This is a genomic window from Halobacillus sp. Nhm2S1 (genome assembly GCF_019599545.1).
Taxonomy (GTDB): Bacteria; Bacillota; Bacilli; order Bacillales; family Halobacillaceae; genus Halobacillus.
The window spans coordinates 127,993-150,947 of sequence record NZ_JAIEZV010000003.1; the positions used below are offsets into that span (position 1 = coordinate 127,993).

The window sequence follows — 22,955 nt, forward strand, 5'->3', positions numbered from 1 at the left end:
TCTATAAAATTACTCGACATCAATTTGGGCACGCTGCAATTTCCCGCTGAAATCGACGTACACCGCTTTCCATTCGGTGAACACATCGAGGGCAACCACGCCAGAATCTCTGTGGCCGTTTCCGGTCCCCTTCGTACCGCCGAACGGCAGATGGATTTCAGCTCCTGTCGTCCCTGCATTCACGTACACGATGCCTGTATCTAAATCCCGCTGAGCAGCGAATACTTGGTTCACATTTTGAGTGAAAATCGAGCTCGACAAGCCGAATTCTACACCGTTGTTAATTTCGACGGCTTCTTCAAAACTTTTCACAGGAATCAAGGAAACGACCGGCCCGAAGATCTCTTCCTGGGCGATGCGCATATCCGGTTTCACGTCCGTGAATAACGTCGGAGCGAAGTAGTTCCCTTTTTTGTGATCCCCGTTTTCCATAATGTAGCCACCGGTCAGAAGTTTGGCTCCTTCTTCTTTCCCGACACTAATGTAGCTTTTCACTTTTTCAAGGCCCGCACGGTTGATGATCGGTCCGACTTTGATCGATTCATCAAGGCCATTTCCGATGGAAAGTTTAGCGATCTCCCTCTGCAGGCGTTCTTCCAGTTCATCTTTGACTTTTTCGTGGACCATCACACGGCTGCATGCGGTGCAGCGCTGGCCGCTAGTCCCATAGGCACTCCACAGAATCCCTTCGACGGCAAGGGACAAGTCGGCATCATCCATGACGATTACGCCGTTTTTCCCGCCCATTTCTAGGGAAACTTTCTTCAGCCGCTGGCCGCATTTCGCTGCGATGCCGCGACCGACTTCATTGGAGCCTGTAAAAGAAATGACCCGGATGTCGTCCTGCTCAATCATCGCTTCGCCTACCGTGGATCCCGAGCCGAACACAACGTTGATAACGCCTTTCGGCAACCCGGCTTCTTCAAAAATTTTCGCAAGTTCATACGCCATGATCGGGGTTTCTGTGGCTGGCTTCCACACGACCGCGTTCCCGGCAACGATTGCAGGGAAGGACTTCCATGTGGCAATTGCGATTGGAAAGTTCCATGGCGTGATGATGCCGACGACGCCGACAGGGGCCCGGACGCTCATCGCGAATTTATCCTTCAACTCTGAAGGTGTCGTCTGCCCGAACAATCGGCGTCCTTCCCCGGCCATGTAGAAGGCCATATCGATCCCTTCCTGCACTTCTCCCCGTGCTTCTTCAATGACTTTTCCGTTCTCCATCGTCAACAACTGGGAGAGACGCTCTTTTCGTTCTTTCATGATCGAGCCGACCCGGTACAATACTTCTGCTCTCTGCGGTGCCGGTACGAGGGCCCAGCTTTTCTGTGCTTTTTTTGCAGCACTTGTCGCCTTTTCTACATCAGAAGCTGCCGATAACGGGACGTTCACCAACGTTTCCGATGTCGCCGGATTGATGACGGCTGTCGCCTTGCCGGAAGACGGCTCCTCCCATTTTCCATCTATGAAATTCTTTAACTGCTCTTCATGAATCAATGTCACTTTGATTCTCCCCCTTTTTTTCTTAATTGGCTGATCGTTTTGGATAAGGATATTTGTTCTGGATCGGTCTCTACTTCAATCACCACAGGCTTGTCCAGGACCAGTGCCTGATCCAGGGCTTGTCTGAACTCTCCCGCCGTTTTCACTAGAAAACCGGCAGCGCCTACATTTTCCGCCACTTTCGAAAAGGCGACCTCCCCTAAATCCGTACCGATGACTTCGCCCGGATAATGGATTTCCTGATGCATGCGGATCGTTCCGTACATCCGGTTATTGAAAACGATGCTGATGATTGGAATGTCATAGCGGACCGCCGTCTCAAGCTCCTGAATCGTCATCATGAAGCCACCATCGCCCGAAAGGGAAACGACCTTCTTTTCAGGTTTCGCAAGTTTCGCCCCCAGAGCTGCCGGCATGCCGTACCCCATTGCGCCGGACGTGGGTCCTATATATCGATGTTTCTTAAATTGAAAATACGTATGCAGCCAGCCGGCGAAATTCCCCGCATCGTTCGTCAGGATACTGTCTTCCGGCAGGTTTTCTTGAAGAAGCGAAATCACTTCCCCGTTCAAGTTTTTGCGACCATCGGTAACGAGCGTCGCTTCATATGCTTTCCGCCGCGCGCTTGTCCACGAAATTAAATCCCTTCCGTAGGCGGCATCAGCTAGTGCTTCAAGCATTTCCCCTGCATCCGCTACAATGCCTACTGCAGGAGGATAGACTTTGCCAAGGACACGGTCATCGATGTCACAGTGGATTAAGGTCTGCCCTTTTAAAAGCGAATAGTCCTGGGTCGTCACTTCCGAAAGTCTTGTCCCAACAGCGAGCACCGTATCCGCCTGAGAGATCGTCTCCAGAATGTTCGGATGGGTGCCGAGCCCGAGATGACCACAATAGTGGATGTCGTCGTTCGGAAAAACATCATGACGTCGGAATGCACTCACAATCGGCGCTCCCCATTTGTAAGCGAGCCGTTTCAAAGCCATTTCTGCACCCGCAAGCTTCACTCCCCCACCCGCTAAAATCAGCGGACGTTCAGCCAGACGGAGGCGGTCGACCACCTCAATGACCTCTTGATCCGAAGGCTTTGGTGCCGGCCTTTTCACCACAGGGCCGAACGACATGAGCGCTTCTTTTTTCAAAACATCTTCAGGCAGAGCAATGACGACAGGTCCAGGCCTTCCCGACATGGCGATCCGAAGCGCCCGTTGGATGAGTTCCGGAGTCCGGGGCGGTTCGCGGATTTCAGCCACCCATTTAGCGATGGGTCGGAAGAAAGCTTCAAGGTCGACTTCCTGGAAGCCTTCACGTCCACTGAAGTTCGTGTGCACCTGACCGAGGAGGACGACCATGGGTGTGGAGTCCTGGTAGGCCGTATGAACACCGATCGCAAGGTTGCTCGCACCAACGCCCCTCGTCGCCATCACAACACCTGGAGTTCCACTCGCTTTTGCGTACCCTTCCGCCATGAAAGCGGCCCCGCCTTCGTGCCTGGCCGAGATGAGCTCCATGTCCGGCTCTTTCAAAATGGCATCCATCACAGGGAGATAGCTTTCCCCTGGTACGCAGAACACTTTGGAAATGCCTTGTCTCTTTAGACAGGAGACAATCGCTTCAGCGCTCGTCATCTGGCGTTCGTCCATAGACGTCAGCCTCCTTTCATCGCTTTTTTCATGCGGATCGAAGCTTCATGCAGCCGCTCAATCGGAACAGACAGGCTCATCCGGAAATAACCCTCCCCTTTCTGACCGAACGCTGTTCCCGGCGTAAGGATGATGCCTGCTTCGTCGAGCATCTTTTCAGAGAACCCTTGAGACGTATAGCCTTCAGGCACCCGCGCCCATAAAAAAAAGGTCCCCTTCGGTTTTTCTGCGTGTATATTCATTCCACTGAAAGCATTCATCATCAAATCGAGACGCTGCTCGTACGTCCGGTTGTTCGCTCGGACCGATGAAAAATCACTTCGTAAGGCTGTGACCCCCGCCAATTGAATCGGTAAAAACTGACTCGTATCCATATTACTTTTGTACACACTGAGAGAGCGGATCAGCTCCTTATTGCCGACAACATAACCAAGCCGCCAGCCGGACATGTTGAACGTTTTCGAAAGCGATCCGAATTCGACGGCTGCTTCTTTCGCCCCCGGCACCTGTAAGAGACTTGGAGCTTTATAGTCACCGAACGTTACGAGATCGTAGGCGGCATCATGGATGAGGGAGAGTTTATGTTCTTTAGCAAAACGGACCGCTTCTTCAAAAGTATCCAATTCTACGGTTCCGCCTGTCGGGTTATTCGGATAGTTAAGCAGCATCATTTTCGATCTGGAAATATCCCTTGGCGAGATTTGATCGAACAGAGGGGCATAGCCGTTTTCTTCATCAAGGGGAAAACGGATCGTGCTTCCATGGGCGAGGTGGATCGCCGATTGATAAACCGGATAGCCCGGATCCGGAGCTAAAACCCCGTCTCCCGGGTCAAGGACAGCGCTGATCAGATGAGCGATGCCCTCTTTGGATCCAATCAGTGTCAACACTTCCGTATCTGGGTCCAATTCCACGTCATAATGAGATCTATAGAAATCCGCAACGGCTTGACGGAACTCCCGGCAGCCGCCATACGGGGAATATTTATGATTCTTCGGTTTACGTACCTCTTCTGCCAAACGATCGATGATGAATGGTGGTGTCGGCAAATCCGGGGCCCCGATACCGAGGTCAATGACATCAACCCCTTGAGCGGTCAACGCGACTTTCTTTTTATGAAAAATGGAAAACAGGTAGGGTGGCAGGCTTCGCACCTGCTTCGAGCTTTGTATCATAGAAAGACCCCCTTCAAACATTCTGGTTGTCCCATCGCTCTATCCTATTAATCCATCCCTCATTCTATGAAACAAAGTTTCCAGGTCATCTTTTCCAAATAGCCGCATATAGTGTGATATAGCCCGTCAAGGACAACTCCCCTATCTGAAATTGATCCGTGTTTCCCAAGCCAGTTGGATTCATACGTCGTATGGGTTCTTCTGGCTTTTTCTAATGTGAAAGGGTGTGATGCAAGGTGACCGCCGCATTGGAAGGCATCCGCGTCCTCGATTTGACCCGGGTTCTCGCCGGCCCTTATTGTTCTATGATCCTTGGAGATCTTGGAGCTGAGGTCATTAAAGTGGAAGCTCCCGGAGGTAGTGATGATACCCGTACATGGGGACCGCCCTTTAAAGAAGGGGTAAGTGCCTATTATCTTTGTGCCAATCGGAATAAAAAAAGTTTGACGCTCGATTTGAAATCTCCTGAAGGAAAAGAAGTGTTGGAAAAACTGGTCCAAGAAAGTGATGTTGTCATCAACAACTTCAAGACGGGAACAATGGACCGGCTCGGGATCGGGTATGACCATTTAAAAGAGATCAACCCACAAATCGTGTTCTGCTCAATTACGGGTTTTGGAGAGACAGGCCCTTACAAGCACCTTCCCGGCTATGACTTCATCATCCAGGCAATGAGCGGTTTGATGAGCATTACGGGTGACGACCATTCGGGCCCGCAGAAGCTTGGTGTGGCGATTACGGACATTCTCACAGGCCTGTATGCCTGCATCGGAATCCAAACCGCGCTTTTAGAACGTGAACGATCTGGAGAAGGTCAGAAAATCGATCTATCCTTATACGATTCTGCCGTCAGTTCCCTCATCAACATCGGGAGCAATTTTTTAATGACTGGAAAAGTACCTGAGCGGCTCGGAAATCATCACGCCAATATCGTGCCGTACCAGACGTTTCGATCCCGTGATGGGGATATGGTTATCGCTGTCGGGAATGACCGTCAATTCACTCAATTATGCGCGATTGTCGGACAACCTTGGCTTGCTGCGGACGCTCGCTTTTCTCAGAATGCAGGCAGGGTGGAAAATAGAGAGGAGCTCTCGAGGATTTTACAGGAACGGTTTTTAAAGGAAGATACGGCTTTTTGGAAAAGTCGGTGCCAGGAAAAACACATCCCCTTCGGCCCGATTCAATCGCTCGAAGAGGTTTGTAAAGATGAACAGCTGAAAGCCCGTGAGATGTTTCTCACCTGCGAGCATCCAAAAGCAGGTGATGTAAAAATGATCGGCAGTCCACTGAAGCTATCCCGAACGCCGGTGGATTACAAGCAGCATCCACCGGAACCGGGTGAACATACAGAAGAAATTCTTACAAGACTCGGGTATGACAAAAATACGATCCATCAATGGAAGAAGGATCACAAGGTGTAAGGAGTGAATGAAATGAACTTCGATTTCAGTGATGAGCAAGTGATGTTAAGAAAAGCGGTCCGGAGTTTCGTCGACCATGAAATCATGCCCTATATCGGGGAATGGGATGCGAAAGGACATTTTGATCAGCAGACGTTGAAGAAGCTTGCAGAGCTCGGACTGATGGGGGTATGCATTCCTGAAACTTATGGTGGAAGCGGGATGGATTACAATTCGCTCGCGATTGTCTGTGAAGAACTCGAACGCGGAGACACGGCCTTCCGTACAGCTGTCAGCGTCCACACCGGCCTGAACAGCATGACACTCCTACAGTGGGCGACAGAGTCACAGAAGCAGAAATACTTAGTTCCGCAAGCGAAAGGCGAAAAAATTGGAGCTTTCGGGTTAACGGAACCTGCGGCGGGCTCTGATGTGGCCGCATTGCAGACGACCGCGACTCTCGACGGAGACCATTATGTACTGAACGGCCAGAAAACATGGATCTCCCTCTGTGATGTGGCTGATCACTTTTTAGTGTTTGCTTATACAGATAAGAGCAAGAAACATCACGGCATCTCCTGTTTTATTGTAGAGAGAACCTATGAAGGCTTTTCCTCCAAAGCGACCAAAGGAAAGCTTGGGATTCGCGCGGGCAATACGGGAGAATTGTTTTTTGACGGGATGAAGGTACCGAAAGAAAACCTGCTCGGCAACGAAGGGGATGGTTTCAAAATCGCGATGTCTGCCCTGGATAGCGGACGGTTCACCGTAGCTGCAGGCGCATGCGGACAGATTATGGCTTGTCTTGAAGCGAGCGTGGACTATTGTCATGAAAGAGAGACATTTGGAAAAGAGATCGGAAAGCACCAGCTCGTCCAGCAGATGATTGCAAAAATGGAAGCAGGCTTACAGATGAGCCGCCTCCTCGTCTACCGGGCTGGTGCGTTGAAAAACAAAGGGATGAGAAATACAAGAGAAACCTCGCTCGCGAAATGGCAGGCGTGTGATTTTGCCAACCAGGCGGCGGACGATGCCGTGCAGATTCACGGGGCCTACGGTTATTCCAATGAATATCCTGTGGAGAGGTATTTACGGAATTCCAAAGCTCCTGTGATCTATGAAGGGACGAGGGAAATCCACACGATTATGCAGGCGGAATATGTACTTGGTTACCGGAAAGACAAACCGCTCAGTCAGATGCTTCCGGCTTGGGAAGGATAAAACATAGAAGATTTCTGAAAGTACAAACGTGCGTAGATCACCTACGCACGTTTATTTTCTCTCTCCTCCTAATCTCCTCAAACAAAAGAAAAAGCCAGCCACTTGGGTGCTGACTTCATGAAGATTCGATTTCCTCTCGAAAACTGTTCATCTTACTTTTATAGTCCAGGAGCTGTATATGAACCTCTTCAGCATCCCCATTTGAGATGGCTGATTCTAACTGCTCATTGAACTCGATATAAAGATCACGGAAACGTGGGTGGTATTCCTTATGATCTTTGAATAGTTGAGTACTAATCATAAAAGACTGTTTGGTTAACAATGAACTCGCTAAAGAAACAGTTTCTTTTTCTTTAGGACTGAGTTCACCCTCTCCTAAATTGTGAACACGACTCTGAACTTCATCCACAGAGTCGCGATAAACTCTTAAGTTGTAGATGATATCTTGCTTCGCTTTATTTTTGTAAAAAGAATAAGAAGAGAACAGTGTCGCACTAATGATCAATAGGGTAATGATTATATAGATCGCATGTTTAGCCTTCAAGTAAGAGAACCTCCATTCTTAAAACCTCATATAGGTTCTCATATCTTCAGCATGACTGTAAACAATTCTTCGTAACCGTTTCCTGACGCGCCACGCCGATCCTTCCTTCACTTTTCAACAGATAGAGAAGAAGCATGTTCCTCCCCAACATAGAGTAGACCTTTACGAAGGAGCTGCGCTTCGATCTCATACGTGAATGGAATCCCCTTCCCAATCACAAACTTCCAATCTTGTTCGTTAAGAAACTCTTCCCTTTCCCGCAGATTTCTTAATTCTATTAAGTCTTCCATGGAACGTTTCTCTGGTTCTAAGGAGCTCTTAGCTAATTGATTCCGGTAATGTCTGACAAAATCTTTCTCTGTACATCCATTGACCTTCATGAAATGTTTCTTCAAGTTCCGCATCACATCATTACTGGTCTTATTTCCGTTTCCTCGATGTCCAACATGGTGAATATGTTTTAAATCGTGGCAGGATCGGCACAAAGGCTGGATCTCCTTTAGAATCAAAAGGAACTTGTCTTCATCATAGTCCCAGACTTCATGGGCATGAAGTTTCTTTTCATCCTGCCTGCCACATATTTGGCATTGATCATTGTTTTCCTTAAGGACATGATCACGCACACGATTCCATAACGTGCGGGGAATTGAACCCCTGACCGTTCTATGCTGCGCGTAAGAGGGTTTTCGAATCTCTATGGTTAACTTCAAATCAGACATGGCAACCTCCCTCTCCTTCTTGATGGTTCACGCCGCCTTCTTTTATAGAGAACCATTCATTTCCATTCCAATATAACACGTTGATTCTGGTCCACCAAATAGATGGAAAGTGTAGGATTCGATTCTCCCCGCAAGCATCCTGGCGATGTGATCCACGTCCCATCTATCATAAGGATGAGATAGAAACCACCCCCGACTTTCGCCATATACATAAGGAAAATTATGCTAAAATGATAAAAGAAGCAATATTTTCAATCATATCTCCTTGTAAAATAGGAGGACTCCAAAGGGAGAGGGGAACGAACGAGTGAAATATACGCTTGATTTTATGCTGGCTGTCTCTTTAAATGGCTTTTCCTATTATGTAGCCAGCCTGATTCTTAGTAACGGACTGCCTTATTGGCAGGCATTCATCATTGGTTTTACAGTGGTTTCCCTCGGAGCGCTAACAGAAGCCGTCGGAAGTCCCATGTGGTTGATCGTCCTTGTGCCCTTCCCGGTAGGCATGTTTTTACTTTACTCTTTTCTAAACGTTGCCGTTCCCCTATGGTTTCTAACCTATATCATTACGCTCACGATCTACACGGTTATCCATATACCGATGAGCTATTTTTTCCATTTCCATTCTTTGATCCCAGCTTGGAAACTTTCCTGAACGTAAGATTCCCCTGAATTTAGACGTATGTTTTTTTAACACACGGAAAGAAGCACATGGAACTACTTCCGTGTGCTTCTTTCCAATCGATGAACGGTGGCCTTCTCCCCTTCATCCAGAACGTTTGACATACACCAGAACCTTCCACCATCTTTAAACTTAGCTATATAGGAAGCAGAAATCCTAATCATAAAAACACGTATGAGCGCATTTTATAGATCCTTCTGCATAAACGTTTAAGAAGGAGGCGATGCGTGTGGGAGATTTGATTCCTTTTCCTAAGAAAGAACCTGCAGAAGTCATCGTTCTGACGCCGGAAGAAAGAGAGGAATTCGCTCACCTGACTTATGAACTGATGAAAGAAGACAGGCTCATTCCTTTTCTCAGAATCAAACGTCGTCTAAAGAAATTGATCAAAAAAGGCCTTGAACGTGCGAACAGAGGAGAGTTCAAAAAATGAAGGGGTCTCCTTACAACCCTACCCTTTCCAGATGAACGAACTATCATCCTGCATCTCTATGCTCGGGTGCTGCTTCAGCTCTTCTACGAGACGGAACAAGGCTTCATCTTTTTGTTTCGCTTCAATCATGCAGTCGATTTGCTCTGTAGAGCCATCCGTTTTCTTTACAAATTCCAGGAACATATCAAGGTCAACAAAATCGGCGTGACTTTTAAAGTCCTTTTCGCTCTTAGGGCTTGAAATATGCATTTTCACAGGAAGTGGTGAATGACGCCACGTATCCACGACCCGCGGCCATTGCTCCTCCCACTTCTCCCCGTCATGGTTTGCATAGTGGTGGTGGATATCAAAGACGAGTGGGATGTTCAATTTTTCACAGACGTAAAGACCATCCGCTAACGTGTAGGACGTATCATCATTTTCAATCATGACGGTCTTTTGAATACCGGTTGGGACCAGTGCCCAATTTTCAATGAACCGCTCCAGCGACTTTTCTTTATCCTTATACCTGCCTCCAAGATGGAAAACACACCGGTGTGTAGGGTCGACTCCCATATGATGGAGAAGTAGATAATGATACTTGAGCACGCCCATCGAAGTTTTGAAAATCCCTTGATCCGGAGAATTGATGACCACAAAGTGATCGGGATGAAAATCAATTCGCATGTTGTTCTCCTTCGCAAAACCGCCTAATTCTGCAAGTTCCTCCTTGATCGGATTCAAATAATCCCACCCTTGCAATTGTTCATGCGTGGCAAGTGGCACAAGTCGTGAACTTAGTCTGAAGAAATGGATGTCATGAGCTTTATTATGTTTCAGTAATCGGAGACAGTTGTGAAGGTTTGATTTCGCGATCCGTTCCAGCTTCCGTTTGGCTGCCTCTACATCTCGAATTTCAGAAAATCGCTTATAGGTCATCGTTTGAGATGGGGAAGCGTTCTGTAAATGGACACTCATGGCTACATAACCGAGCCGGTACAAGGTCATAATTTCACCTGCTCCCTGTTTTCCCATAGTTTTGCCAAGAGCTTCTTTCATTATGTAGGGATGGAGTACTTTACGGATGGGAACAGGCTTGATCTGCATGGTCTTTTTGAACAATCTCCGTTCACCAAATACTGATGTTCGTCCCCATCTTTCAAAAGGATAAGGAAATACATAATCCCATCACAAGTAAAGGTAGGAAGACAAATAGCATAATCCACAATTTCACATTCCGCTCATCAGAAAAAAGCTTTTTCTTGTAAAATAAATGAAGGCGATTAAGCCTAGTATTCCTATGACAAGAAATAAAACAGACATTCATAAACCCTCTTTCTTCACAAGTCGAATGATCAGGTTTTACGTACGTCTTCGTTACTCAAGAACCTTTTAGGAACCGCTTGTGGATCCTAGTCAAGAAAAGGTCAGATTCGTTCGGGATTTGATGATAACAAATGTGCGAGGTTCGTTTTAATTGATTTCCTGCACATCGACTAATTCCGCCTGTACAATAAACCTTTCCGGAGCACTTCCTATGAAATCGAAAGGGTAACATGTCGTGAGTGTCAGCGTAGGATCCTCGTGATCGACGATAACAGATCGATCGTCTTCTTCCGTCACCCACGTTTTCTCTACTTCATACTTGTACCGTTTTCCTTCATATTCATAAAACAGCGGTGCGCCTTTTTCAATTTCCCCAAGCTGTGTAAAAACGGTCTCTCGGTGACCGCTCAAGACGGTATGACGCTTCTCATCAGGTGTTGTGGTCCATTGACTAATGAACATACCCACCCCTTGATGGAGTGATTCTTCATCGGTACCCCAATAGGTAGAATAGCCTTTATTTAAAAAAGGGATGACCAAACGGCCCACTTTCTCACCATTGTCAAACTTTTGAATTTCATTCGAATATCTCGGTGGTTTCGTTTCATCCACGTGTTTCACCACCACGGGACTCGTTTTTTCTGCCTGATCATGGAACTGCCATTCGTTTATTTCCGCTTCTGTCACTTTTTCAACCGCCTGGGTGGAGTCCCACCATTGAAATGTGAAGTAAGCTGTACACGAAAACCCAATAACGACAAGCAGAAACAGAATTTTGTTAAGCATAATGACCTCCTCGTAAAATGAAGGATGAAAGAGCCAGGCCGAAGCCCAGCTCTTCTCTTACTGCACAGATCTCTTTCTGATGAATAGGACACTTCCAGCAAGCAGCACCATTGTCGCACCAAGTAAAGCATACATTAGGTTCGGGCTTGCTGTATCCGGAAGTTCGCCTCCGACAGCATCCTCAATCGGCTGAGCATTATCCAGCACCTCTTGAGGGATTTGGATTTCTCCAACACCGTTAAAGTTATCCAGTGTCATTTCTGTCTCTTGAGTAACAGGCATCGGCTGTCCTTCTTCTGTTTCTATTTCCATTTCCAAATGAACGTAGCTGGACGTCAAATAATGGTTCTCTTTGTCAATCGTCATTTTATAAGTCACATCTTTGATTGTGATTTTATCAAGGAGTTCTTCACCCAATTCCTTTAAACCACTCTCACCTTCACCTGAACCCATTCCCTGCTGAAGCATTTTCATCGACATCTTCAGGAGCTTCTCCCCGTCACCCTCATATTGAAGGACATAGGATCCGTCCTTTTCTTCCACACTCATATCACCGGCCAGAGGAGTTGCCTGTGCCATTTGACCTTCAGCAAGCATCGATTGCATCACTTCCTGGCTGGAATCATCAGAGAGCTTCACCCATCCTTGCCCTGGAAGTTCACTGTAATAGCCTTCTTCTGTAAAGTAAGACTCCGTCGTCTCTCCTGCCAATTCTGTCTTCATATAGAAGGCGAACGGATCCATGGTGATATCCGCCATGGTTTTTGTTTCCATCCCCTCTCCTTCATTCATCATCGGCATTTCCATCATCGCGACTTGTTCCATTGAATAACTATCCAGGTTCATCATCGCTTCATTCGATTTCTTTAACACTTCCTCTGCCGACATATCCGCAGCGAATACTTGAAGAGGAAACAGGAACAACACCAGAGCACTCAATAGCAGCAGGTTACACTTTTTCAACATCCAAACACTCCCGAATTTTATTCGGTAAAAAAAGAGGCTTTTCTATGTAGCGACAAAAGCTGACTTTTACATCCCACTATTTTCCACCTAACCCTCTATATCCTTCAGTCCTCAAAAATAAACACTTTTTTCCATATTTCTTGGTGGAATTTCCGATGCTTCTCTTCCATACCTGAAAGAATCACATAAAAAAGCAGACAATGAATGCTGGCGTTGTCTGCTCTCTCTTTTTGTAGTTTTCTCTTTCATCCCCAGTTAGACAATTAAAGTCTGCACGGAATCACGGATCTTCTGCCTAATCTTGAGCAAGAAAACGTGTAGGCCGCATTCTCCTCAAACAAATTCGTCTAATAACCATTGCTTTATTTCATTGTTTCAATAAATAAAGTTCCGTCCGAATTGACCTGGGCAACGAGGACGTCTTTCCGGTTAGACACGCCATGGGACTGCAACCGATCTTCCAACCAGGCTTCACTGTATCCACTTGCATTCAACTGATCAGGAAGTACTTTCCCCTGCACCATGACGACATGTGAAAACGTCACCGGATGAGGGTCAAGCTTCAAATCAAGGGGTGTGATAGAGGAAAACTGCGCTTTTCTTAAAACGCTTACGGATCCGTCCGTTTCCAAAATGGCAGTCTGCACGTCACTGAATTGGAACACCCCCGCTTTCCTTAATTCAGCAATAAGTTCATCGACGTTGAAACGTACTTTTTTCATATTTTTTATTAGGATTTTCCCATTGTCCATTAATACAGTGGGTTGACTATTCACAAGTTTCCTGATTGTCAGACTTTTAAGTGTGAGATAGTCGATGAGAAGGACAAGGGCAGCGAAGGTAAGCAGTCCAAGTGCGCCTCTCGCAAGCGTCACATTATCAGAGAGGAAAGTCGTTGCTGTCATGGAGCCAAGGGTGATGCCGGCGATAAAGTCAAAAAGCGTCATTTGTGAAATTAACTTTTTGCTTAGGATTCTTGCTAAAACGTATAGGGTTATAAAAACGGTGACTCCTGTTCCGATGAACTCCAACCACTCATTCATAAGCGTATTCCTCCTCTCTTTTATTATTTCTTTTCCTGTCCCATTTATGTTCATATGCTTTGGGATCATAAAAAAACAGCAACCCTTGTAAGGTTGCTGTTTCTATCCGTCAGCCTTCTTTTGGTTCAGGCAGGTATTTTGTAAAGAAAGCACCGGTCATAAAGCAGATCCCGAGAATGAACCAGGTGATGATACCTCCAAACTCAAACAAATAGGATCCTAGAGCCACAATCGGTGCAACAACAAAAGCCCCTGGTGTGACATAGCTCTTCCATCCATAATCTCCTTTCAGATTTTTCCTCTTCTTATAAATCACATAAATATATCCAGCTACCAAAACCGCTGTGATCATCAGCATGAAAAATTCCAGCATATAATCCCCCGTCATTCATGTTTTTTCAAGTATGGTTGTAGATATTCATGGTATTCCTTTGTTAAGCCTACGGGCATCTGGTTCATGGGAAAGAAGGTGGCTTCCCGTGATTCTTCTCCATCCACCTCTATCACCCCTTCATATTCATCCGTTTTGTAGACAGCAGTCACAGAGTACAGTTCATCCCCATTGGAAACCTTAAAGAAATAGTCCTTACCTGAGAAGATATCCAAAAGTTCAAGCTCACCGATTTTGAGGCCTGTTTCCTCTTTCACTTCCCTGCGTGCGGTTTCCTCCAAGCTTTCTCCAAGCTCCATTAAACCACCCGGAAGCCCCCACCCACCGTCCTTGCGGTGTTGCAGAAGAATTTCCTGTCGATCATTCTCGATGATGACGACAGCCCCAGGTAGAATCAACGGTCTTGTTCCGACTTCTTTTCGAAGCTCTTTGACGTAATCCATCTACAAATCCTCTCCTTAAGGAATAGATACAAACCCTTTACTCTATTAAAAAAGTCTTGATATCGATCTATGTAAGGTGATGCCCTTTCCTATGTAACCTGGGTGAATGTTGTTCCCCCATCATTCAAGTGTCGAAGTGTAGAGATATTCCTGAACTTCACTGGACCACTTTGAATATCCCCATGATCCCCTCTCCCTTTTCATTCATGGGATCAATAATGCCCCGAGCACGAAGACACCGGCAATGTAAAAGCCGATCAGAGACCCCCATGACAGTGGTTTTCTCATGAACACGACGACTTTCCGCAGCCAGCGGAACAAAGCATACATCACTAGAAACAGGATGCTGTAACCAATGAAGCTCCATCCCTCACCAACGAGGATGACCATCGTGTTATGAAAAAGAGTGAACAACAGCATAAACAAAAGAAACCATAGTTCTTTGAACTTTGCAAAATCACTTTTTCTCTGTTGTTTTTCCTGATGCATTCGTAATCTCCTTCCTTGTTAAAACGCTATCATCAAAAGTAACTTTACCACTCCCCAATCAGACTAGTCAAAGTGGGCACGGATGACTTGGTTAAACTTCTGCTCCTCTTCCAGGTGTGGGTAGTGATTGCTTTGATGGAACCGGAGATGAATAGCACCTGGTACACTCTCCACGATTTCCTCAGAATAAGAGGGCGGGCATTGAACATCGTGCTTTCCGGATATGACCAGCGTTTTTACAGTGATGAGACCTAACTTCCTTGTCACATCAAACGTATGAAGCTCCCGGGCAAAGAAGTTCATTCGGACCGCTGACATCTTCTTTACAATCGGTCGGTTAAAATAGTGCTCATAATGTTGTGGTTTCCACAAAGAAAGTTTTGTCCGTTCGACCGTTAGTTCTCTTCTTCTTTCCTCAGAGAGATCCTGATTTTTCAACTGCTCGATCAGCGATTGCATATGATCAAATTCCGGGTGAGCTTCATTGTAGATACAATCCTCTGAAAAAGTCATATACTCTCGCGCGGCGGCATTGGCAATAACTAGAGTTTCCAGGCTTTCTGAAAAATAGATCCCGTAAACGACCGCTAACATCCCGCCAGTAGAATGACCCGCAAAACTCCAACACTCAAAACCCAATGCTTTTCGGATCGCTTCAAGATCTAAGACACTCTCAAGCATCGTCAATTCATGAGGCGATGATGCCTTGTCTGTCCGACCACACTCTTTCAAGTTGATTAAATAGACCGTATGACTCTCCACAAAAGCTTCTGCAAAATAGTCCCCCGTTACGTTGAACTCTGAATACAAATGGGTGACAGCAAGCGGAGATTCTTGTCCCTTTTCAAAAACTTCAAAGGTTCCACGGGCTGTTTCCACCATTGTCTGTTTCCACGACATCTTTCTATCCCTCCCCGATCTTACAAGTACCTTTACGATCGCACACTTGAGAGCGTTTCATTTTTTCACCGTTTTTTGGTACCTGGTACCGACTTCCGAGCGACCATAAATGGTATCTCAACATAAGGAGTGTGTACCTGGAACAAAGCCGAATCGTTCGGGTGCCCGGTTTGCCGCTCAGTCATGAACAAGAACAGGGAAGGCATAACGTTTGATAGAAAAGACGTGCTCTGAAATAATAAGAATAAAAAAAAACGGGGGTTTACTTATGGAACGATTTATCCGCTCTGATCAATATCATTTTATAAAGAATCAGGCGCACAGCCTGTTGAATGGTCATATGACAACAAATGACGCCTCTGTCACCCAGGCCCTGCAATCGATCACGAACGAAAAAGTGTTGGATTTGTTTACAGAGCTTTCACCAGAGCAGGAACAACTGATTGCCCAAGCGAGTGATGTCAAAGATGAAACCGATGCGATCCTTTACTTCTCCCGCTTAAAGCAGTATGTTGTGCCTTTTCCAAAGCTCTCTGAATCCGATATCAAAACGTTGTTCCCTAAAGTGAAAAAACTGAGAGTGCCTACAATCCCTGACGAAGAATGGGCAGAGCTCTCCTATATTGGATGGAACGATGCGTCAGCAAACAGAAAATACATCATTACGACAGTGGATGGTGAGTTAACAGGGGTGTACGGCCACTACAAACCGTTTCAACAAAAGAGTATTTGTTCAATTTGCCACGAGCATGAAAAGGTGGGCATGTTCACGGCTACCTTTAAAGGGAAAAATGATGAAGAAACGATCAGCCGCGGCAATTATATCTGTCATAACAGTAAAAAATGCAATGAAAACATCCAGTCTCGTGAGCCGCTCGAATCCTTTATCAAACGCATGAAAGCATAAAAAAGCAGGACCTTTTCCAGCGGAAAGGTCCTGCTTCTCTATGATTGCTGTTCTGGTGAATAATCCGGAGCCACGGCTTTTCTAATGAACAAAGCAACGACGAATGTGAGAATCGCAAGACCTAAAGCAAACCAATAGGCGTGATGAACTCCAACAGTCATGGCACGATCCATGACTTCGCCTGTCACGTCACCTGAGACATTATTCAAATAGCTTCTCTCGCCCTGACTCATAATGCTTACGAAAATGGAAACGCCAAGCGCTCCTCCAATCGGCTGCAGCGTATTGGCAATCGCCGTCCCGTGTGGATACAAATGCTTAGGCAGCTCATTCAACGCATTGGTCTGTGACGGCATAAGAACCGCTGACACCGCAAGCATCAGTAACACATAAGCAAGAATAAAGGACCAAACCGGAATGGAAGGATTGATATTGCTGAAGAAAATCATAACACCGACAAGGACCAATGTACCTGGAATGATCAACTTCCTTGGACCGAACTTATCAAAAAGTGTACCCATGACCGGCGACATCAAGCCATTGAGTAAAGCACCAGGAAGCAGCAATAACCCCGCGGTCTTGGCTGAGAATCCTAGTGGCCCCTGCAAATACATCGGCATGACGATTTCCGACGCGAACATCGCCATGATGACGATGACGAAAATCGTAATTCCTCTCGCATAGCTTTTATACGTAAACACTCGAACGTCCAATAACGGTTCTTCTAATTTCAATTGTCTAAGGACAAATAAAATTAAACTGAGAAAAGCGATGCTTAAAATGATGATGATATTGATCGAAGAGAATCCTTCTCCACTTTCCCCAGCGCTGCTGAACCCGTAGACGATCCCGCCGATTCCAACGGATGATAGTACGATTGAAATGATGTCCGCTTTCGGACGAGTCACTTCTCCTACATTCTCCAAAAACTTAACAGCAAATAATATGGAAAACACGGCAAACGGAATGACGGTGATGAACAACCATCTCCAGCCCAGGAAGTCTACGATGACACCGGAAAGCGTAGGGCCGATGGCTGGGGCGAACATGATGACAAGACCAAACGTCCCCATGACCCGGCCACGGACTGCCGGTTCATAAAGCAGTAATAATGCGTTCATAATGACTGGAATCAATAAACCGGTTCCCACCGCTTGAATCATCCGTCCTGTCAAAAGCATCGGGAAATTCATAGCCGATGCTGCGATGATCGTTCCTGCTAAGAACACCGTCATGACCCCGATGAACATTTGTCTCGTCGTGAACCATTGAATCAGTAACGCAGAAACCGGCATCAACACCCCCATCACCAGCATGAACCCGGTCGCCATCCATTGGACCGTAGGCGCATCCAGCCCGAACACTTCCATCAGTTCTGTGAGTGCAATATTAAGCAGCGTCTCATTCAGAACGGCAAAAAATGCGCCGATCATGAATGTAACGAGTATGATTTTTCTATTGTAGTGCTTTTCCATCTCTATCCCTCTACTTCTCTTTATTTAAAATCCGAATATTCTACTTCTGCCATTCATCCGCTAAGATTCCGTAAATCGTGTGATCGACATAATGGTCATACAACCATTCTGCACACCTGATTCTTCCTTCCTCCTTGAACCCAAGACGCTTAGGAATGGCCGCGCTCTTTTCATTGCCTTCGGCCACACCGATCTCCACTCGGTTCATGTTCATTTCCAATAAGGCATAATCCGTCAAAGCTTTCACCACCCGGGTCATGATTCCTTTCCCCTGGAATTCCTGCCCGAGCCAGTAACCGATTTTGACGATTTTATTGGTGTGGTCGATTTCATTAAACCCTGCGGTACCAACAATGACGCTATTATAGATTACCATAGTCGTCATGCTTTTGTTTTCTGAAAATCCTCGCCTCCCAGATTGAATGAATGATTTCGTATCTTCCACTGTTTTCGTAGAATCAAGCCATGGAAGCCACTCACGCAAATATGATCGTGAACCGTCTGTCAGTTGAAATAGTGCTTCCGCATCCTCTGGACCTGCAAGTTTAAGTGATAGCTCATGATCAATCTTATGTACAAACATACTTTCTCCCCCTTTTTTCATCATTTTACCATGAACCTTTGACAACGGAACAAAGATAAGGTAAATTACAAATGTACGAACAATAAAATTAACTAACCTTAAAATATTCGGTTTTTAGGAGTGAAATCCATGGAAAACGTATTTGATTATGAAGATATTCAACTGATTCCCGCAAAATGTGTCGTAAACAGCCGTTCGGCCTGTGATCCGTCCGTAAAGCTCGGCAACCATACATTCAAACTTCCTGTCGTCCCTGCCAACATGCAGACGATCATCGATGAAACGATCGCAACTCAATTAGCACAAGAAGGTTATTTCTATGTCATGCACCGCTTTGAGCCGGAAACTCGTTTGTCTTTTGTCGAAAAGATGCACGCACAAGGATTGATCGCTTCCATCAGTGTTGGGGTGAAGCCGGAGGAATACGAGTTTGTTCAGATGTTGGCGACGAAGGAACTGGTCCCTGAATACATCACGATCGATATCGCCCACGGCCATTCCACCGCTGTCATTGAAATGATTCAACACATCAAACAACATTTACCGGAAACGTTTGTGATCGCTGGAAATGTCGGAACACCTGAAGCCGTCCGTGAACTGGAAAACGCAGGAGCGGACGCAACCAAGGTAGGAATCGGACCAGGAAAAGTGTGCATCACGAAAATCAAAACCGGATTCGGTACAGGAGGCTGGCAGTTGGCCGCACTGCGCTGGTGTGCGAAAGCGGCAAGCAAACCTGTCATCGCTGATGGCGGTATCCGCACTCATGGCGACATCGCCAAATCCATCCGTTTTGGCGCGACGATGGTCATGATTGGCTCTCTTTTCGCCGGTCACGAAGAGTCTCCTGGTGACACAGTTGAAAGAGACGGCAAGCTTTACAAGGAATACTTCGGCTCTGCTTCTGAGTTCCAAAAAGGAGAAAAGAAGAACGTAGAAGGCAAGAAAATGTTTGTCGAACATAAAGGTGCCCTTCAAGATACACTGACAGAAATGGAACAGGACCTGCAGTCCGCAATCAGTTACGCTGGTGGCACAGACCTTGACAGTATCCGGCACGTCGACTATGTCATCGTTAAAAATTCCATCTTCAATGGAGATAAAGTCTATTAAAAAAGAGCCCCGAGCGGGCTCTTTTTATTTTACGCTTGTATAGGAATGTAAATATCAAAATGAGGATCATCAAAATCCCGGTCGACGGGATACTTTTCGAATTTTAATGGCAGCCCATCATAATAGTTCGTTGCCGGCTCAAGGTAGGGCTTCGCATTTCCATCTCTGAACCATTGGTAGATCGATGCATAGGTTTCACCAATATCTCTGCCTTTCGGATGATGAACGTTCATATATGTATGGAACTGTACGTTCATTTCATCATAATCTTCTTGAGTGTTCGCATCTTCCACCTCGAAGCCGCTGAAATGGACAAAGCCATTTTCAATCGTATGAACCGATAACCCCCATTGATAATCCGGGTCCATAGGATTTATTTCTTCTTTTTCAGTTTCCACCTTTTTAATCACTTCTTTTAATCCAGGGACTTGTTCACAAGTTCCTTCCCATTTTCGCCCTCTTACCTTGAAAGCGGGTAAAGTAACAATATTCACTTCCATGACATGACCTCCTTTCGTGTATAGATTCTCCATACCAGAAGTCATTTCCTCTAGGAACCTGTGCACTTATTCTAGATTTGAAGATTCCAAGAGAACCTAATATTCCTGCGATAGACCTTTTCTATTCATATTCCCCCACGAGCTTTTCCTTTTTGTGAGAAACAGGAACAACCCTTCACATCTCCACCAAACCAAAAGAGGCCGGTACCAGAAACTTTCCGAGAGAGCCCATAGATACAAGAGAATGACGCTCTTAGGATCAGGGTTTTTATGATAGGTCCACTCTTCTAATAAGACGGCGAGAGAGGAAATCATCGAACCATAAAAGACCGTCAACAAACCGACGACAATGGTGATTTCGATCGATACAAAAGAAAAGAAAACACCTGAAATGATGATGAAGTATCCGATGACTTCAAAAATCGCACTCAGTAATTCAACAAATAGATAATAAGGAAGTGAAAACATGCCGATCCCCTTGTACCGGGGGTTAAAGATCATTTCTTTGTGTTTCCACAGAGTTTCCGCAAGTCCTTTCTGCCATCTCTTCCTCTGCGCTCTCAGAGAAGAAAAGGTCGAAGGAGCTTCTGTCCAACAGACCGGATCCTGGATATACTCGATCCTCTGGCGTGACTTTTCATCTTTGAGCGACCGGTGGATCCGCACAATGAGCTCCATATCCTCACCGACCGTATTCGGATCATAGCCTCCCGCTTTAATGACGCGATTTTTCTCAAAAACACCGAAGGCTCCTGAGATGATTAAAAGAATGTTCAATTTGGAAAGACCCAGTCTTCCAATTAAGAAAGCTCGGAAATATTCTACGATTTGCATGAGAAGCATCGGCTGCTTCGGTAAACCGATTCGCTTGACGACCCCTTTAATGATTTTGGAACCATTTGCGATTCTCACCGTCCCGCCAGTCGCTGTAACGGTCCCATTGGAATCGATGATCGGTTTCATCGTCTTCAACAGTGCATCACGGTCCAGAATGGAATCGCCATCGATCGCTGCGAAATAAGGATACTTGGAAAAATTGATTCCTGCATTGAGAGCATCCGCTTTTCCTCCATTCTCTTTTCTCAGTAGATAGAGGTTCGGGTGGGTCGTCGACTGATACCCTTCTAGAATGTCCTGGGTTTTGAAGTGACGACGGACGGCGAGTTCCATTGGTTCCATGGCGAACGTATCGATCATGCGCGCAGCCGTTTCATCCTTCGAACCATCGTCAATGACGATGACCTCGGACTGAGGGTAATTCAAGGCCAGCATCGACCGGGCTGTGCTCACGACACCGACCTCTTCATTATAGGCGGGGACGAGGACGGAAACTGGAAATGTATCTGTATTGACAGCCGTATCTTCAATAAGTTCTTCTCTATGAAGGCCCTTCTCTTTCCGGATATGGGGACTTGCGATTAAAAATAACGTAAGATAGACAACGGCTACGACAATCATGTAAATAATGACGAGATACCCCATCATTTCTAACGTGTTATACAAAAAATCCACACTCATATGGCTTCACCCACTTTCACTGTCAAATGCTGCCTTGCCATCGATCGGGCAAATTTATCCTCATGATGGTTGTATGTATATTCAAGCAAACGATGCCCATCCGGCAGGTTCTTCATCGCTTCACAAGCCGCATACCTTACCCACCAGTGAGAGTCTCCAGCAAGTTTGAGCAGAGGATCCTGGGCAGATTCCCACTTCAGACGACCCGCTATTTTTGCCGCATACATCCGCTCTTCCCAAATATCTGACAGGTAGAACCTAGTCAGCTTTTCCGGATCGGTACAGGCTTTCAATTCCATTAAGCTCCGAAGGGCTTTAAGACGGATTTCTTTGGATGGAAATTGGAGCATACGCTCAATGAAAGGTAGGTCATCCAACGACCCTCTTTCCCCACAGTAAGCAACAACAGCCAGATGCACCTGACTGGGAACTCGCCCTGGTTCATCCTCGATCACCATCACCATCTGTTGGAAAAGATCGTCTTTGAACCGGCGCAGGACTTGTTTGACAAGACGCTGCGGAATCGTTTCCGTATCCAGCAGCACACGAATGACACGTTCGTCCTGAAAGGAAGCAAGCACCCTCACCGCCTGTCTGTATTCTTCGTCCAGTACAGAGAGCCGATTGAAATACTGCCAAACCTCTTGTTTTAAATCAACCATATCAAAATCCTCTATATAATAGAGGGTGTTCACCCGCTGGGCCCAACTCCCATTTTTCAAAAAAAGACGGTATGAACGAGCGAGGTATGTATGGGCCGTTTCTTGAAGTCTCGTATATTCGATCTCCACTCTAGTCTGATCCACGAAACGATTCAACAACTGCTCAACAATCAGCACACGATCACGGATGTCGCGGGGGAGATCCGGACATTCTTCTGTCTCCCTTTCCAAATAATGAAAAAACGGCTCTTCGTATTCTTCCACGTATCTCGAAATGAGCTTTTCTTCTTTCAAATTTTGTATCTTTGAAACGACCAGCGCACCTAAAAGACATAATTGCACGATGAATAAAAAAATCACCGTCCAGATGACAATTGATACCAATACCAATCCCTCCTCCAACGTTCACGGGCGATTATAATGAACACTTTGCCCGTAAATCCCCTGAAAATATTCGTTATCCTTAGTATGACAGGGGCGCACATTTTTTTCTATCTATAAACGTGGAGAATTACAAGGAGTTGCACAATACAGGCGGTTGGATGTGA

General features: G+C 46.1%; 24 protein-coding genes. 6 read left to right on the forward strand and 18 right to left on the reverse strand.

Annotation, left to right across the window (positions count from 1 at the left end; all coding sequences use genetic code 11):
• Positions 1 to 9: 9 nt before the first annotated feature.
• Genes K2225_RS12370 through K2225_RS12380 form a run of 3 tightly spaced genes read right to left on the reverse strand, consistent with a single transcriptional unit; the run spans position 10 to position 4,324 of the window.
• Positions 10 to 1,506, reverse strand: coding sequence for an aldehyde dehydrogenase family protein (locus K2225_RS12370; protein WP_220585051.1), 1,497 nt, complete (start codon positions 1,504 to 1,506; stop codon positions 10 to 12).
• The gene (locus tag K2225_RS12375) at positions 1,503 to 3,149 is read right to left on the reverse strand and encodes a thiamine pyrophosphate-dependent enzyme (RefSeq protein ID WP_220585052.1); all 1,647 of its coding nucleotides are present in this window, start codon (positions 3,147 to 3,149) and stop codon (positions 1,503 to 1,505) included. Before K2225_RS12375 ends, K2225_RS12370 begins: the two co-directional genes overlap by 4 nt.
• A 5-nt stretch (positions 3,150 to 3,154) precedes the next feature.
• Complete coding sequence (locus K2225_RS12380; RefSeq protein ID WP_220585053.1) at positions 3,155 to 4,324, reverse strand: aminotransferase class I/II-fold pyridoxal phosphate-dependent enzyme; 1,170 nt, start codon at positions 4,322 to 4,324, stop codon at positions 3,155 to 3,157.
• A 236-nt stretch (positions 4,325 to 4,560) separates the two neighbouring features.
• Between K2225_RS12380 and K2225_RS12385 the strand changes: the two genes are divergently transcribed.
• Positions 4,561 to 5,748 carry a CaiB/BaiF CoA transferase family protein gene (locus K2225_RS12385; protein WP_220585054.1) on the forward strand — a complete coding sequence of 396 codons (1,188 nt, stop codon included), beginning with the start codon at positions 4,561 to 4,563 and terminating at the stop codon, positions 5,746 to 5,748.
• A 12-nt stretch (positions 5,749 to 5,760) separates the two neighbouring features.
• The gene (locus K2225_RS12390; RefSeq protein WP_146813056.1) at positions 5,761 to 6,948 is read left to right on the forward strand and encodes an acyl-CoA dehydrogenase family protein; all 1,188 of its coding nucleotides are present in this window, start codon (positions 5,761 to 5,763) and stop codon (positions 6,946 to 6,948) included.
• A gap of 115 nt (positions 6,949 to 7,063) precedes the next feature.
• Here K2225_RS12390 and K2225_RS12395 read toward each other — a convergent pair whose 3' ends face one another.
• On the reverse strand, positions 7,064 to 7,492 hold the full coding sequence (locus K2225_RS12395) for a hypothetical protein (RefSeq protein WP_220585055.1): 429 nt from the start codon (positions 7,490 to 7,492) through the stop codon (positions 7,064 to 7,066).
• Positions 7,493 to 7,599: 107 nt separating this feature from the next.
• Positions 7,600 to 8,211, reverse strand: a complete 612-nt coding sequence (locus tag K2225_RS12400) for a hypothetical protein (RefSeq protein ID WP_220585056.1) — start codon at positions 8,209 to 8,211, stop codon at positions 7,600 to 7,602.
• A gap of 307 nt (positions 8,212 to 8,518) precedes the next feature.
• Here K2225_RS12400 and K2225_RS12405 point away from each other — a divergent pair, with 307 nt between their 5' ends.
• Both K2225_RS12405 and K2225_RS12410 read left to right on the forward strand, forming a co-directional pair.
• Positions 8,519 to 8,866 (forward strand): hypothetical protein, encoded by a 348-nt coding sequence (locus tag K2225_RS12405; RefSeq protein ID WP_220585057.1) that lies wholly within the window; start codon positions 8,519 to 8,521, stop codon positions 8,864 to 8,866.
• A 256-nt stretch (positions 8,867 to 9,122) separates the two neighbouring features.
• Positions 9,123 to 9,326: a hypothetical protein gene (locus K2225_RS12410; RefSeq protein WP_220585058.1), complete on the forward strand. Its 204-nt coding sequence runs from the start codon at positions 9,123 to 9,125 to the stop codon at positions 9,324 to 9,326.
• An 18-nt stretch (positions 9,327 to 9,344) separates the two neighbouring features.
• On the opposite strand, the gene uvsE is transcribed toward K2225_RS12410, so the two are convergent.
• From uvsE to K2225_RS12450, 8 genes are all read right to left on the reverse strand, one after another.
• Positions 9,345 to 10,313, reverse strand: a complete 969-nt coding sequence (uvsE, locus tag K2225_RS12415) for a UV DNA damage repair endonuclease UvsE (protein ID WP_220585550.1) — start codon at positions 10,311 to 10,313, stop codon at positions 9,345 to 9,347.
• A gap of 465 nt (positions 10,314 to 10,778) precedes the next feature.
• Positions 10,779 to 11,417, reverse strand: coding sequence for a class D sortase (locus K2225_RS12420; protein WP_220585059.1), 639 nt, complete (start codon positions 11,415 to 11,417; stop codon positions 10,779 to 10,781).
• A gap of 57 nt (positions 11,418 to 11,474) precedes the next feature.
• A complete protein-coding gene (locus K2225_RS12425) occupies positions 11,475 to 12,383 on the reverse strand; it encodes a DUF6612 family protein (protein WP_220585060.1) in 909 nt (302 codons plus the stop codon).
• A gap of 362 nt (positions 12,384 to 12,745) precedes the next feature.
• A complete protein-coding gene (locus K2225_RS12430) occupies positions 12,746 to 13,426 on the reverse strand; it encodes a DUF421 domain-containing protein (RefSeq protein ID WP_220585061.1) in 681 nt (226 codons plus the stop codon).
• A gap of 109 nt (positions 13,427 to 13,535) precedes the next feature.
• Positions 13,536 to 13,799, reverse strand: coding sequence for a hypothetical protein (locus tag K2225_RS12435; protein WP_220585062.1), 264 nt, complete (start codon positions 13,797 to 13,799; stop codon positions 13,536 to 13,538).
• Positions 13,800 to 13,810: 11 nt separating this feature from the next.
• The gene (locus K2225_RS12440; RefSeq protein WP_146813046.1) at positions 13,811 to 14,260 is read right to left on the reverse strand and encodes an NUDIX hydrolase; all 450 of its coding nucleotides are present in this window, start codon (positions 14,258 to 14,260) and stop codon (positions 13,811 to 13,813) included.
• A gap of 204 nt (positions 14,261 to 14,464) precedes the next feature.
• Positions 14,465 to 14,749 (reverse strand): hypothetical protein, encoded by a 285-nt coding sequence (locus tag K2225_RS12445; protein WP_146813045.1) that lies wholly within the window; start codon positions 14,747 to 14,749, stop codon positions 14,465 to 14,467.
• Between the two features lie 63 nt (positions 14,750 to 14,812).
• Complete coding sequence (locus K2225_RS12450; protein ID WP_220585063.1) at positions 14,813 to 15,649, reverse strand: alpha/beta fold hydrolase; 837 nt, start codon at positions 15,647 to 15,649, stop codon at positions 14,813 to 14,815.
• 268 nt (positions 15,650 to 15,917) lie between these two features.
• Here K2225_RS12450 and K2225_RS12455 point away from each other — a divergent pair, with 268 nt between their 5' ends.
• Entirely contained in the window at positions 15,918 to 16,556 is a 639-nt protein-coding gene (locus K2225_RS12455) for a FusB/FusC family EF-G-binding protein (RefSeq protein WP_220585064.1), read from the forward strand.
• Between the two features lie 38 nt (positions 16,557 to 16,594).
• On the opposite strand, the gene K2225_RS12460 is transcribed toward K2225_RS12455, so the two are convergent.
• Positions 16,595 to 18,031: an MDR family MFS transporter gene (locus K2225_RS12460; RefSeq protein WP_220585065.1), complete on the reverse strand. Its 1,437-nt coding sequence runs from the start codon at positions 18,029 to 18,031 to the stop codon at positions 16,595 to 16,597.
• A 40-nt stretch (positions 18,032 to 18,071) separates the two neighbouring features.
• Positions 18,072 to 18,614, reverse strand: a complete 543-nt coding sequence (locus tag K2225_RS12465) for a GNAT family N-acetyltransferase (protein ID WP_220585066.1) — start codon at positions 18,612 to 18,614, stop codon at positions 18,072 to 18,074.
• A 129-nt stretch (positions 18,615 to 18,743) separates the two neighbouring features.
• Here K2225_RS12465 and guaC point away from each other — a divergent pair, with 129 nt between their 5' ends.
• On the forward strand, positions 18,744 to 19,727 hold the full coding sequence (guaC, locus tag K2225_RS12470) for a GMP reductase (RefSeq protein ID WP_146813040.1): 984 nt from the start codon (positions 18,744 to 18,746) through the stop codon (positions 19,725 to 19,727).
• Between the two features lie 29 nt (positions 19,728 to 19,756).
• On the opposite strand, the gene K2225_RS12475 is transcribed toward guaC, so the two are convergent.
• The 3 genes from K2225_RS12475 to K2225_RS12485 form a co-directional block, all read right to left on the reverse strand.
• Entirely contained in the window at positions 19,757 to 20,227 is a 471-nt protein-coding gene (locus K2225_RS12475) for a GyrI-like domain-containing protein (protein ID WP_220585067.1), read from the reverse strand.
• Positions 20,228 to 20,323: 96 nt separating this feature from the next.
• Complete coding sequence (locus K2225_RS12480; RefSeq protein ID WP_174787799.1) at positions 20,324 to 21,745, reverse strand: glycosyltransferase family 2 protein; 1,422 nt, start codon at positions 21,743 to 21,745, stop codon at positions 20,324 to 20,326.
• Positions 21,742 to 22,791, reverse strand: a complete 1,050-nt coding sequence (locus tag K2225_RS12485) for a HEAT repeat domain-containing protein (protein WP_220585068.1) — start codon at positions 22,789 to 22,791, stop codon at positions 21,742 to 21,744. Before K2225_RS12485 ends, K2225_RS12480 begins: the two co-directional genes overlap by 4 nt.
• Positions 22,792 to 22,955 lie beyond the last annotated feature (164 nt).

Excerpts from the sequence above, each read along its gene's own strand:
- K2225_RS12460 (WP_220585065.1), bottom strand. The coding sequence starts at position 18,031 with ATGGAAAAGCACTACAATAGAAAAATCATACTCGTTACATTCATGATC.
- K2225_RS12465 (WP_220585066.1), bottom strand. The coding sequence starts at position 18,614 with ATGTTTGTACATAAGATTGATCATGAGCTATCACTTAAACTTGCAGGT.
- K2225_RS12390 (WP_146813056.1), top strand. The coding sequence starts at position 5,761 with ATGAACTTCGATTTCAGTGATGAGCAAGTGATGTTAAGAAAAGCGGTC.
- K2225_RS12430 (WP_220585061.1), bottom strand. The coding sequence starts at position 13,426 with ATGAATGAGTGGTTGGAGTTCATCGGAACAGGAGTCACCGTTTTTATA.
- K2225_RS12375 (WP_220585052.1), bottom strand. The coding sequence starts at position 3,149 with ATGGACGAACGCCAGATGACGAGCGCTGAAGCGATTGTCTCCTGTCTA.
- K2225_RS12400 (WP_220585056.1), bottom strand. The coding sequence starts at position 8,211 with ATGTCTGATTTGAAGTTAACCATAGAGATTCGAAAACCCTCTTACGCG.
- K2225_RS12450 (WP_220585063.1), bottom strand. The coding sequence starts at position 15,649 with ATGTCGTGGAAACAGACAATGGTGGAAACAGCCCGTGGAACCTTTGAA.
- guaC (WP_146813040.1), top strand. The coding sequence starts at position 18,744 with ATGGAAAACGTATTTGATTATGAAGATATTCAACTGATTCCCGCAAAA.
- uvsE (WP_220585550.1), bottom strand. The coding sequence starts at position 10,313 with ATGACCTTGTACCGGCTCGGTTATGTAGCCATGAGTGTCCATTTACAG.
- K2225_RS12475 (WP_220585067.1), bottom strand. The coding sequence starts at position 20,227 with ATGGAAGTGAATATTGTTACTTTACCCGCTTTCAAGGTAAGAGGGCGA.
- K2225_RS12440 (WP_146813046.1), bottom strand. The coding sequence starts at position 14,260 with ATGGATTACGTCAAAGAGCTTCGAAAAGAAGTCGGAACAAGACCGTTG.
- K2225_RS12480 (WP_174787799.1), bottom strand. The coding sequence starts at position 21,745 with ATGAGTGTGGATTTTTTGTATAACACGTTAGAAATGATGGGGTATCTC.
- K2225_RS12380 (WP_220585053.1), bottom strand. The coding sequence starts at position 4,324 with ATGATACAAAGCTCGAAGCAGGTGCGAAGCCTGCCACCCTACCTGTTT.
- K2225_RS12445 (WP_146813045.1), bottom strand. The coding sequence starts at position 14,749 with ATGCATCAGGAAAAACAACAGAGAAAAAGTGATTTTGCAAAGTTCAAA.
- K2225_RS12420 (WP_220585059.1), bottom strand. The coding sequence starts at position 11,417 with ATGCTTAACAAAATTCTGTTTCTGCTTGTCGTTATTGGGTTTTCGTGT.
- K2225_RS12425 (WP_220585060.1), bottom strand. The coding sequence starts at position 12,383 with ATGTTGAAAAAGTGTAACCTGCTGCTATTGAGTGCTCTGGTGTTGTTC.
- K2225_RS12455 (WP_220585064.1), top strand. The coding sequence starts at position 15,918 with ATGGAACGATTTATCCGCTCTGATCAATATCATTTTATAAAGAATCAG.
- K2225_RS12435 (WP_220585062.1), bottom strand. The coding sequence starts at position 13,799 with ATGCTGGAATTTTTCATGCTGATGATCACAGCGGTTTTGGTAGCTGGA.